Below are 12,419 nucleotides of genomic sequence, written 5' to 3'. Positions count from 1 at the left end.
GCTCTCTTGGGGTCAACTGTCAACTGTCAACTGTCAACTGTCAACTGTTGAAAGCCGATTAATGTGCGATTTTGGCTACTGCGCGGGGAATGAAATGTAGCTGCTAATTGTTATTAAAGTCAAAATAGGCGATCGATAAATCATCCCTCAGGGATAATTTCACTGGAAAAATTGACAAACGACTTCCTTCTGCTGACAGAGACCAGCAGCAGCTAAAACTCTAGATAATCTAAATGGAAATGAACGAGGGTGAAGAGAATTTCCCGGATTTGAGCAGTTGTCAAACTCGAACCAGCTTTCAGCTTGCTGTTCGAGCCGATCCAGTCAGTCGGAGGTAAAATTTTCACCTGTCGCGATAAATAATTTGAACTGTGGAGAAAGCAGAAGTAAATCTTCCCAAAGACAGAATTTGACATGGCGCTCGAAGAGAAAGATAAATTATTGCCTTCAAAATTTTTCTTTCCTTCCGCCTTCCGCTTTCTGGCTGCTTCGCTCTTGCTTTTATCAAAGCCGGGGATAGACTTTAACCTCAAATTTCCCAATTGTCAAATGTTAAGAATTTTTTCGATGTTTGCGTGTGGAGGATTCCCCCTTTTCGCTGTGCAGGGTATTATTTCGCGAACCTCGCATTCGAGAGCCGTATCGGTTAGCCCAAACTTGGGTAAACTCGGCACCTAAGAACAGAATTTGAGCGGAATAATTAATCCAAAGCAGGATAATTACGAACGATCCAGCAGCACCGTAGGTAGAGGCAATACCGCTACCTCCCAGGTAAACTCCTATTAGGGATTTGCCGATCGTAAACAGCATTGAGGTGATGGCGGCGCCGATCCAAACATCATTCCAGGCAAGATCGACATCGGGCAAAAGTTTGTAAATTAAGGCAAAAAGCAGCGTAACTACGCCAAACGAGATAGCAAAGTCCACAATCTGCCAAATGCCAACAGGTAACTGCAACCAGCCGTTCAACCAATAGCTGACGGCAGCTAAAATGGCGCTAAGGACTAAAGATACTAGCAGTAAAAAACCGATGCCTAAAATCATCGCAAAAGACAATACGCGGTCTTGCAAAAATCCCCAAATGCCGCGTCCCGGAGGCGGTGAAACATTCCAAATAGTATTGAGAGCTTCTTTGAGGTTAGTAAATACATTGGAAGCGCCCCACAAAAGTGTAGCGAGACCAACTATAGTAGCAATCATTCCCGACTTGGGTTCGGAAGCTTTAAGGATTAGTTCTTGGACAGTTTGAGCGCCATCTTTGCCGATTAAACTTTGGAGTTGGGCGACGATTTGACCTTGGGCTGCGTCTGCACCAAAGACTAAACCGACGATCGCAATTACGATAATTAGCAGCGGGGCGAGGGAAAAAACTGTGTAATAGGCTAGGGCGGCGGCTAGGGTTGGTGCTTTATCTTCTTGCCATTCAGTAAAAGTTTGTTTTAGCAGCGATATGACTGTTTTTAAGTTCACTACCTTTGGTTTCCTTATACTTATGCTTCACAAAGGCATTGTAATATGTTATGAGTTTTTTCTCGTCGGCCAGAAGATAGATTTATGGATGGCAAATTGCTTTTTTTATCTATTTGTAGGGTGTGCAATGCACACCTTATGAAGACCCGTAGTGCGGATATCCGATATGTGGAGCCGTCAATCTATCTGAATTGCAAGCTAAGATGAAATGATTAACCTAAACATCTATCAGATTAGATATCTATCTTGAATAACCTTACTTGTCTGGAAATAGAAGTCGCCGAAACACTGCTGAGATTAGCAATGTTGCTGGGCTTAACACTTTTAATCGCGTTTTTTGTGGCGTCAGAACTAGCATTAGTATCAGCCGATCGCCATCAAATCCGCCAACTCGCCCAGTTGCGCGATCGCCCAAACGCGAAAACCGCCGAACTCGTCCATCAAGCGCAGAACAACATACCGCATTACCTGTCGGTGACTCAAACAGGCACAACAGCCGGAAGTCTGCTGTTGGGATGGTTGGGCGAGGGTGCGACTGTACACTGGATCGAGCCCTGGATCGACAAATTGCCGATCGGTCATTTTCCCGCGATGCTGACGGCGCATTCGATCGCAGTTCCCGTAGCTTTCATCTTCGTTACATACATCGAGATAGTATTAGGAGAACTCATCCCCAAAGTATTAGCAACCCACGCCCCAGAACGCACAGCTTTGTTACTGATGCCCGCCCTCGAAATCTGCTCGAAAATACTCTGGCCGCTGCTAGCAATTCTCAACGGTACGGTGCGGCTGCTGACAGGTTGGATTACCAGTAAACAGTCAGAATCGCTGCTACCAGCTTCCGAAGCAACTCTGATTGAAAAAGACGCTCATTCAGCCCTAATTTCCGGCGTCTGGGAAGTAACAGCAGTTAACGAAAAACTCGGGTTAAACCTGCCAACCAACCAAGCGTACCAAACAATCGCCGGATTCGCGATCCACAATTTCGGTAAAATTCCAAATAAAGGCGATCGATTTTTGTGGGGCGAATTAGAAATAGAAGCAGCAGATGTAGTAGAAGGCAGTTTAGAAACAGTGCTGCTGCGTCAGGTAACTCGCCCTTTGTTTGAGCCGCAACATCCAGAACTCGTCTTGAATTAATCCTAAATCAGGCTTAAATACTTCCTCGATCTATGTGTGTTAGGTTGTAATTAGTCGCTCAGTGCGACAACCTACCAGAAATCTGCAAATTGCATAAAGCACAGTTTATGAGGTGGATATGCTAAAAACACTTTGGGCTACTGTTCGACAAGGGAAAATTGAACTGCTGGAGTTATCAGAGTTACCCGAAGGGGCAAAAGTATTAGTAACAGTTTTACCTGATGAAGAAGCTGAGTTTTGGCTTCAAGCCAGTCAAACATCACTAGATACAGTTTGGGATAATACTGAGGATGATGTCTATGCCCAGCTACTCTAAAAATGACATAATTTTGGTTAGATATCCCTTTTCAGACTTGTCTAGTTCTAAGGTAAGACCAGCAATTGTTTTGAGTGCGCCACACGTATCTCAAGACATTATGATTGTGCCATTGACAAGCAAAACTGCATCCTTAATTGAGGGTGAGTTCGTACTCGCTGAATGGTCAATAGCAGGGTTAAATGTGGCTACAGCAGTCAAGCGAGGTTTGTATACAGTACATGAAAGCTTAGTTGTAAGAACGATTGGCAAATTAGCAGATTCTGATGCTGAGCGACTGGAGAAATCTCTCCGAGGTTGGTTAGGGTTTTAGTGCAGCAGCGACAGTTTGTCAACGAGTTTCGCAGGTGCTTAAGATTTAAATTGTACTCCATGCACCTGCAATCTGCTGTAGAGCCGTTTACTTCACAGCAAGCTCGATCGCACCCCCAACAAACTGCTCGTAATCCTCAAACAACCATTCAGGCAAACAACTATCCGCATCCTGAACTTGCAACTGTCCAGCGCGACAAAACAGCCTCGCCGCCAACAAATAATTCACAGCCTGAGGCATTCCAAACCCTTTACTCAACTCACCCACCAACGAATTCAAAACAGCACGTTCAGTATCAGTAAGCGGCTCGTTAATAAATCCGCTCCCGAGCATTGCCTTGTAACCTTTACCGAAATCGCTCCGGTACAAAAGTTCAAGTTGTTCGCCGGAAACCTTCAGCCACACATCAGCAATTTGCTTGCGAATTTCCCGCAAATCTGCTATTACCATTTCCGCCGTCGGGTCAATTTCATAAAGATTCACAGCAGCAGTTAATTGATTGAGAAACTGCGGGAGATAATCTTGGTTGACAATCGTTTGTTGATTGTCCGCGAATGGGATTTCAAAGATTTTTTCGTAATCGTCAATCAACCAGTGTGGCAAGCGGGTGTGAGCGTCAGCAACCCGCATTTTTCCTGGTACAAAGTACAGCATTCCACCCAGCAAAGCATTGATAGCTTGAGGATGCACTAACCCTTTGCTAATTTCGGTCACTTGCTGCAAAAAGTTGTGTTCGGCTTCAGTCATTGATTTGGCTTGCAAGCCGCAGCTAAGTATTGCTTGATATGCTTTGCGAACTTCCCCTCGGTAAACATTTTCTAGTTTTTCTGTGGGAACAATTAGCCAAAAATCAGCCAGTTGTTTGCGGATTTGGCGGAGTTCCAAAACTACCGATTCGTCTGACGGATCGATCCGGTAAAGATTGACGCATCCTAATAGTTGATTTGCAAATTGCGGGGATTGAATGTATTGAGCGAGTAAGTCAGAACTTGACTCCTTCTCGACGGTATCTTCTGTTTCAAAAACTTGTTCGTAATCGCCGATTAACCAGTGCGGCAAGCGGTTGCGAGCGTCGGGAATCCGCATGGTTCCCGGCGGGAAATATAGCATTGCTGCGAGCAAGGCGTTGACAGCTTTAGGATGGACTAATCCTTTGCTAATCTGGGTTAGTTGCTGCAAAAATATTTGTTCGCCTTCCATCATCGCTTGATGTTGAAAGTAGCTATGCAGCAGCATTTGATAGCTTTTACCGTCAGCACTTTTATAGGTGGCTTCTAGGTTTTCGGTGGGAACATTTAGCCAGAAATCAGCGATTTGTTTGCGGATTTGGCGGAGTTCGGATATTGCTGAGATGTTTGATGAGTTTCTTTGGTAAAGCTGGACGTTATGCAAGAGTTTATCGCCCAAGTCTGGCTGTTTGGGAATGCTATCCTGTAAGCTGCGGGAGGCTTCTAGGTGGCTGGCTTGCCAGTTGCTAAAGAGTTCTTGGAATAGTTTCGCGATCGCCCCCGAGTATGCAACACTGTCAAAACAGGCGGGATTGCCCTGCATTTTTTGCTGAATTTCCTGGCGTTTTTGCTGCCGCAGTTGCGGGTTTGTGGCGAGATTGACGGCTAGCTGAATGTAGGATGCCTCGTCACGGGCGATTAAATCTGGCATCAAGAGCGATCGTACCACTGCTGCTCCCATGCGCGATCGTAAAGTATCACCATCCCTAACCACAGTTGGCAATCCCACCTCCAGAGGATCCACAAGAGAAGTAGTCCCCGCATAGGGGTAAGAATCCAAATAAACATCACCCAACTTCAAAACTTCCTTGACATCCGCACGATTCGGCAAAGCCTTCACCACCCGCAAACGCTTACTATCAATCCCATACTTCGCAAAAATCCCTTGCATATTATTCACAAAAGCCGCCCCAGGATAATAATTAGTCCAGCTAGGGCCAAAAGGCATTAAAAACAGTATAGAATTAGGAACAGCCGCCAGAATCTTCGCCCAAGTTTCCCTTAACTCCGGCACCAACTTATACAAATTAGCGCTGGAAATAAACACAACCGATTCCTCAGAAATCCCCAGGCTATTTCTAGTCAGTTGAACATTAGGAGTATAGGGTTCGAGGGTATAGCTAAAACAGCAACCCAAGCCGTCAACAGTGGCTAATTCCTCGCGATAATGCGCGCATCCCTCAATGCCAGGTTCCATCAACTTGCCAGCAATATAATAGTCAACGTGGCGCATTCCCGTAGTCACAGGAGAATTAAAACAAGTAGTTTGTACCCGCGCCAATCGATGCTGCGCCAGCAAACTAATCGGATGAGTGACAGCAGTAATATTCGTAGCAACCAACAGAATATCTAAGTCATCAGCGCGGATAGCCTGAACTTGACTCGGCAAATCACTCGGCAATTGCACCAGCCTATCCGCGCGACTCTGGCAATACTGTTCTAATTTATTACCATCCAAATTGATAGCATACAAAATAATTTCAAACTGTTCTCGATTCAGATATTCAAAAGCAGGCAAAGTCGCGAAAGTTTCCGTCATCGCCCCGAAATGCTTAGTCAGAACTCCGACGCGAATTTTCTGTCTGTTTGCACCCCTTGCCGGAAAAATGCAATCAATGGCAGCCCCGCGATTTTTCATCGCAAATTCAATAATTTCTGCCCGTTTGGTGTAGACTTGCTTGAGATTTTCGCTATTGAAATACAAAGGGATAAAGTTAGCGGTTTGAGTGAAAAACCAGGCGATGTCCTGCCAAATTTGTGAATTTTGGTTTTGGAATATATTGCGGTGCACGTAACTAACCCATCCCTGAACGTAGCGGCAATAATTGCCAGCCTCTCCTAGTTCTTGAAAGAGCGTCGGCGCGGTAAACATAAACTTGAGATAGTCGTTAACAAACCAATTGGGTATAGCTGCATTTTCATACTTTAGCAATAACTGATCGGCACGACGGTAGAGAGAGGCTGCTAGTAAGTAGCCAACATCTTTCAGAGTTTTAATTCCCTGGGATAGATGTGTTTCTAGTTGACCGATTAAACTTTGTTCAGTATCTGTGATTGCTTCATATTTGATCGTGCTGTTAAGCAGCATTTGATGTGCCTTGCCTGCATCGCCGGAGTAGGCAGTTTCTAGTTGTTCTGCGGGCAGATTCACAAAATAATCGGCAAGTTGTCGGCGGCTGTGGCGGATGTGAGCGAGAGCAACTTGATTCGTTTGGTCTTTTTGGTAATCTCCCAGGTATTGAGGAAGGGAAGCTAAAAACTGTTCGGGTTTATTAAGCTGAGCTAATTCATCAGCAATTAAGTTACCGTGTTGTTGCAAAACTTTTTCTGACCAACGCACTTCTTCTGGTTTGTAAAGTTGAGAGTGCAGGCGAACAATTGTAGCCCTCATCAAGTCTAATTTTTCGCGTTCTCCCGCCATTTTTTGGGTTCTGCTAGAGCCGTCGCCGTGTTGCCTGTAGTAGAGGTAAGGCTGAGGCAAACGATCGCCTAACCAGCCTTTTTCATAGGCAGAAATCCAAAATTCCCAATCTTCGCATCCCAGCTTCATCACTTTTTTCAAGCCGCCAACTTGCTCGTAAATTTCTCTTCTAAATAAGGAAGTAGCGGGGGCTTGATTGTCTCTCAAAAATTTATTGGGGTCAAAATCCCCGTGGTTGACTAAATCGCAGTTTGCTCCGAAGTGCTGCACATCTGTATAGACAAAACCCACCTCCGGTTTCGCTGATAAAACTTCAACGCACTCCTCCAGAAATTTGGGATGAAGTTTATCGTCAGCATCTAGGAATAAAATGAATTTTCCTGAGGAATTTTGAACACCAATATTTCTGGAATCAGCGGGCCCCGTGTTGGGTTTGTCGATGAGGCGCAGCGCTTTTTGAGAATACAATTGAATTAAATAATTTGCGAAGTTGCTGGTATCATCGGTGCTACCGTCGTTGACAATGATGCACTCCCAATTTTGATAGGTTTGATTGACAACACTTTCAACAGCTTCTCTGAGTAGATTGGCGTGGTTGTAGCAGGGGATGATGATGCTGACGAGTGCTGATTCGGGGGTGCGGTAGGGCATGGCGTTTAGCTGTGACGGAGAGATTGCAACGGGGAGGGTAGTGGCGGGTTTAATACCTCGGCGGATGATGCCGTATTCATTCCATATCTTAAGCGTTTCTTGTTGCGATCGCCCTGAACCATGTTCTAAACCTTGCTCGTTGTGGTAGTAAAGCCCAATTATTTCCGGGATGCGGAACATATTTTCGGTTTTTCCCACCCGCAACCAAAATTCGTAATCGCCAGCCGCCGTCAATTCTGCTCGGAAATAGCCGTGTTTTTCGTGTAGCGATTTTCTCCACATTGGCGCAGAACCCATGATGCAGCGTCGTTCCAGTTCCCCATAGGAAAAGTCCGGCCAATTCCACCGCGTTTGAGCTTGCGTCGCAACCCAGGTATCATTAACAACATTCGTAATTAATTGATCGCCGTAAACCAGAGCAGTTTTTGGTTGCGAGTCCAAATAATTAGCCATGATTTCCAATGCGTCGGGGCGGTGTCTGTCGTCGGCGTTCGCATTAGTAATGTATCTGCCGCGCGACATCTCGATTCCTCTATTCCAAGCTGCATAAATGGTTTCTCGCTGTGGTATCCGGCAATAAATTATGTTGGGATATCTCGATTGAAACTCCCGTGCAATTTCTCCTTCGTTCTGTTCGGAGTTGCTGTTAATTACAATGATTTCCAGTTCGCCTTGTTTGTACAGCGTTTGATCTACCAAGTCTTGCAAGCAGCCGCGAATAAATTTTTCGGAATTGTAGGTAGAAACGATCGCAGATACTTTGAAAGCTGACGGGACAGGCTGCGATGTGTCATAATTCGATAATTCGCTCTGTAAGGCTGGATCGGCTTGCGGTTGAAGGGAATGCTCAGCTACTTGAACCAAAACAGAGCTAACAGTTGCAGCCATTTTCGACCAGGAAAACTTCTTAGCTTGCTCTAACCCCGCCGCAATTAATGAGTTGCGGACAGCAGGCTTCTGTATTTCCCGCAAAGCATTGACAAGCCCGCTGACATCATCGCCATCTACATAAACCGCTGCTTTTCCTGCTACTTCTGGAATCGAACCGTTTGGACAAGTGATGACTGGACAACCGCAAGCCATGGCTTCGACGACTGGCAATCCAAAGCCTTCATATTTCGACGGATAAACTAATACCGCAGCACCCGAATAAGCAACTCTCAATTCGCTATCGCTTAGTTGCAGCGTGCGGACAGTGATTCCAGAACAATACAATTGCAGATCGGGTTCTAATACAGGTTTGCCGCCTGTGCAGACTAGATCAAAGTCAAACTTATTGGCAAGTTGAGAAAAGGCTTTGAAGAATAATATCCCATTCTTGTAACCATGCCAGCCTACCCTCTCGCCTACCAAAAGAAAATAGGGTTTAGCAATGCCGTACTTTGACTTAAAACCTGCGATTTCTTCTCTATCGGCTGGCGAGAAATTGGCGTCTATTCCGCAGTGCGCTACAGCTACAGAAGCTGAGGATATCTGCGGAAAAACCTTAACTAAATCGCGGGCTGTATTTGCTGAAATAGCTATGTAGGCTGAGGCGTGGCGGATACCGGAATGCTTTTCTCTCCACTCGGAATGAGCAAGATTTTGTCCCATCAACTCGGGAATCATGTCATAGGTCATGAATACCGATCGCGTTGACAAAGGCGTTGTATAATAAGTAGAAATAAACAAGTCTGCATTTTCTTCATCGCAGATTTGCTGTAGCATTTGGCGGTCTGCATCGGTTTGGCTGTAGTCGTAGCGGGCTACATTCCGGTACTGGATGCCGGGAATTTTGGGGGCGGTTCCCGCTCTGTCAAGAACTAGAATTTGTTTAGCAAAACCATTTTCTGCCCAGTTTTCTAGCAGCGATGTCCAGACGCGACCAATGCCGGTGCTGTTAAGCTGATAAAATACGCCGTCAATCACAATCTTTTTTAAATTTTTAGGAGATAGGGCTGCTGGAGTTATCATTGATTTGCGGTTCTCTCTGTCGGCAATTTTTCTCAAAGCTGCCTCGTAATCATGTTGGAGTAATGAGGCTTTTTTTAATTCCGGCTCTTGGCAATATGATAAGCTTTGAAAAAGTTGATGCGGGATTTCCTTTTCTGTCAAGAGGTGCAAAGAATCGCCGTTAGAGTAAAAAATTAAATTGAATTTTTCGGCAATTATAGACAGTGCCTTGGTGGTATAAATAGAAATGTGCTGACCTTCATCTAGGGCATAGTACCACCATTCGCTGGGCTGGGGATTGTTGGCTGGCAGCAATCTGGTACTGAATAAAATATTGCGAGAATATTTGAAGATTTTTTCGATCTCCGACAGCGGGTTAACAAAATGCTCAAATACTTCAAATGCTGTTACTAATTCGTAGGGGTAGCTGCTGTTTGCCTCGGCTTCAAAGCCTTGTGCAAATATATTTTTGCAATATTTATCATGCCATGAAAAATCAAATCCTAAATCTCTCATCATCCGAACAAATACACCGTAGCCGCCCCCGTAGTCTAAAAAATTAGCGCGGTGATTAAACAAATTAAAAATAATATTATTGGCTGCGGTGGAGAACATCGTGCTTCTGGATAACATTCCCACGTCGCTGCTAGCTATGGCTTCTGAATAAGCCTCCTCAAGCCAGTACGGTTCCTCGGTTTGAACAAATCCACAATTTGAGCATTGAAAATACTCAACGTTATATTTTTTTAGTACCGTAGCCGCAGCCAAGCTGTTTGTTGGAGAATCACAAATATTGCACTTCATTTTGATTATCTAAACTTACAAGGTTATTCAAGTGACTGTCTGTATTGGAATGCCGAATATCTCTCGCTCTTAACTCAATTTTTAATCTGGCAAAGTGATGGCAATGGGTAGGCTAGACTGTTTTAATGCTGAGGCTTGAAATCTTCGGACGGTTCCTCAACGGTCGATCGCTATGTATGAAGAGTGAATAAACAGGAACATCCTACACCAATGGAGCCCTGACTCAGAGATCTTATCAGGAGTCCGTCCCCTCAAGATTACTTCTACTAAAGGCTTGACAATTTTCAATTTATGCTATATGTGACTCTTTAGTAAAATACTCCCATCTCCTGACGCAGTGAAGGAACATTCGGTTTCCACTACTTCAGACGAGCGATCGCCCTTGCCGGGATTCCTGACAACACAAAAACAAGTTACAAATACGTTAAGATTGATGAACATAAATAAAAATTCCCAAATCACAGGGACTAAATAATTAGGAGGATCGACCTCGGTGAATAAACGCTGGAGAAACGCTGGACTGTACGCACTGCTGGCTATTGTAGTCATTGCCCTAGCCACTGCATTTTTTGACAAACAGCCCCCAAGTAGGGAAGTTTGGAAGTACAGCCAATTCATTCAGGAAGTCGAAGGCAACAGAGTAGACAAAATAAATATCAGTTCCGATCGCAGTAAAGCTCTCGTAACCGCTCAGGACGGCAGCAAGGTAATTGTCAACCTGCCTAACGACCCCGAACTGATTAACATCCTGACCAAAAATAAGGTAGATATTTCAGTTCTGCCCCAAAACGACGAAGGCTTCTGGGTAAAAGCCCTCAGCAGCCTGTTCTTCCCGATCCTGCTCTTGGTGGGACTGTTTTTCCTGGTGCGACGCGCCCAAAACGGGCCCGGCAATCAAGCCATGAACTTCGGCAAATCGAAAGCTAGAGTCCAAATGGAGCCTCAAACTCAGGTGACTTTCGGCGACGTAGCCGGCATTGAACAAGCCAAGCTAGAACTCGCTGAAGTCGTGGACTTCCTGAAAAATGCCGATCGCTTCACCGCAGTCGGAGCTAAAATCCCCAAAGGCGTGCTGTTAGTCGGCCCTCCCGGAACAGGCAAAACCTTGCTCGCCAAAGCAGTCGCCGGAGAAGCAGGTGTTCCTTTCTTCAGCATTTCCGGTTCGGAATTTGTCGAAATGTTCGTCGGTGTCGGTGCTTCCCGCGTCCGCGACTTGTTTGAACAAGCTAAAACAAACGCTCCTTGTATCGTATTTATTGATGAAATTGACGCCGTAGGCCGCCAGCGCGGAGCTGGTTTGGGCGGTGGTAACGATGAACGGGAACAAACCCTGAACCAGTTACTGACCGAAATGGACGGTTTTGAAGGCAATACTGGCATCATTTTGATTGCTGCTACTAACCGCCCCGACGTGCTGGATGCTGCGCTGCTACGTCCAGGTCGCTTCGATCGCCAAGTTGTGGTCGATCGCCCCGATTTCTCCGGCCGCCTCGAAATTCTTAACGTTCACGCCCGCGGCAAAACCTTGTCAAAAGATGTGGATTTGGAAAAAATCGCCCGCCGGACACCCGGTTTCACAGGTGCGGATTTGGCTAACTTGCTCAACGAATCAGCAATTTTGGCAGCCCGTCGCAATTTGACCGAAGTCTCGATGGATGAAGTCAACGATGCGATCGATCGCGTCCTCGCCGGCCCCGAAAAGAAAGACCGCGTGATGAGCGAAAAACGCAAAACCTTAGTAGCTTACCACGAAGCCGGTCACGCTTTAGTCGGTGCGCTGATGCCCGACTACGATCCCGTACAGAAAATCAGCATTATCCCCCGCGGCCGCGCTGGTGGTTTGACTTGGTTCACACCTAGCGAAGATCGCATGGATTCTGGCTTGTATTCTCGCTCTTACTTGCAAAATCAAATGGCGGTAGCCTTGGGCGGCCGCATTGCTGAAGAGATTGTCTTCGGTGAAGAAGAAGTCACAACTGGCGCTTCCAATGACTTGCAACAAGTGGCAAGAGTAGCACGCCAAATGGTAACTCGCTTCGGAATGAGCGATCGGCTAGGCCCTGTAGCTCTCGGTCGCCAACAAGGGAATATGTTCATGGGTCGCGATATCATGGCCGAACGGGACTTTTCTGAAGAAACCGCAGCTACGATCGATGATGAAGTCCGCTTGTTGGTAGAGCAAGCTTACCTGCGCGCTAAAGACGTGCTCGTCGGCAACCGCCACGTGCTGAACGCCTTGGCAGATATGCTAGTTGACAAGGAAACTGTCGATGCTGATGAATTGCAAAATTTGTTAGCTAATAGCGATGTCAAGATGGCGACAATTGCCTAATTGATTTTAGATTTTGGATTTTAGATTTTAGA

General features: G+C 45.8%; 7 protein-coding genes. 4 read left to right on the top strand and 3 right to left on the bottom strand.

The features are described 5' to 3' along the window. Positions 1 to 212: 212 nt before the first annotated feature. Positions 213 to 533: a hypothetical protein gene (locus JGK20_RS05110; RefSeq protein WP_293178782.1), complete on the bottom strand. Its 321-nt coding sequence runs from the start codon at positions 531 to 533 to the stop codon at positions 213 to 215. A 19-nt stretch (positions 534 to 552) separates the two neighbouring features. Then, on the bottom strand, positions 553 to 1,470 hold the full coding sequence (locus tag JGK20_RS05105; protein ID WP_293178785.1) for a YihY/virulence factor BrkB family protein: 918 nt from the start codon (positions 1,468 to 1,470) through the stop codon (positions 553 to 555). A 246-nt stretch (positions 1,471 to 1,716) separates the two neighbouring features. Here JGK20_RS05105 and JGK20_RS05100 point away from each other — a divergent pair, with 246 nt between their 5' ends. From JGK20_RS05100 to JGK20_RS05090, 3 genes are all read left to right on the top strand, one after another. Continuing rightward, a complete protein-coding gene (locus tag JGK20_RS05100; protein WP_293207111.1) occupies positions 1,717 to 2,610 on the top strand; it encodes a CNNM domain-containing protein in 894 nt (297 codons plus the stop codon). Between the two features lie 118 nt (positions 2,611 to 2,728). After that, complete coding sequence (locus JGK20_RS05095; protein WP_006633633.1) at positions 2,729 to 2,926, top strand: hypothetical protein; 198 nt, start codon at positions 2,729 to 2,731, stop codon at positions 2,924 to 2,926. Continuing rightward, positions 2,910 to 3,239 carry a type II toxin-antitoxin system PemK/MazF family toxin gene (locus tag JGK20_RS05090; protein WP_293189957.1) on the top strand — a complete coding sequence of 110 codons (330 nt, stop codon included), beginning with the start codon at positions 2,910 to 2,912 and terminating at the stop codon, positions 3,237 to 3,239. Before JGK20_RS05095 ends, JGK20_RS05090 begins: the two co-directional genes overlap by 17 nt. Before the next feature lie 87 nt (positions 3,240 to 3,326). Here JGK20_RS05090 and JGK20_RS05085 read toward each other — a convergent pair whose 3' ends face one another. Beyond that, complete coding sequence (locus JGK20_RS05085) at positions 3,327 to 10,055, bottom strand: glycosyltransferase (RefSeq protein ID WP_293229605.1); 6,729 nt, start codon at positions 10,053 to 10,055, stop codon at positions 3,327 to 3,329. A gap of 493 nt (positions 10,056 to 10,548) precedes the next feature. On the opposite strand from JGK20_RS05085, the gene ftsH3 reads away from it, so the two are divergent. Then, positions 10,549 to 12,387 carry an ATP-dependent zinc metalloprotease FtsH3 gene (ftsH3, locus tag JGK20_RS05080; RefSeq protein WP_293178800.1) on the top strand — a complete coding sequence of 613 codons (1,839 nt, stop codon included), beginning with the start codon at positions 10,549 to 10,551 and terminating at the stop codon, positions 12,385 to 12,387. Positions 12,388 to 12,419 lie beyond the last annotated feature (32 nt).

Origin of the sequence: Microcoleus sp. PH2017_05_CCC_O_A, assembly GCF_020738785.1 — a bacterium.
Taxonomy (GTDB): Bacteria; Cyanobacteriota; Cyanobacteriia; order Cyanobacteriales; family Microcoleaceae; genus Microcoleus.
Note: the sequence above shows the minus strand (reverse complement) of the source record. Positions and strands in the feature narration are given on the sequence as shown.

Bases quoted from the DNA above. Each gene is read 5' to 3' on its own strand.
- JGK20_RS05095 (WP_006633633.1), top strand. From the start codon at position 2,729: ATGCTAAAAACACTTTGGGCTACTGTTCGACAAGGGAAAATTGAACTG.
- JGK20_RS05085 (WP_293229605.1), bottom strand. From the start codon at position 10,055: ATGAAGTGCAATATTTGTGATTCTCCAACAAACAGCTTGGCTGCGGCT.
- JGK20_RS05090 (WP_293189957.1), top strand. From the start codon at position 2,910: ATGCCCAGCTACTCTAAAAATGACATAATTTTGGTTAGATATCCCTTT.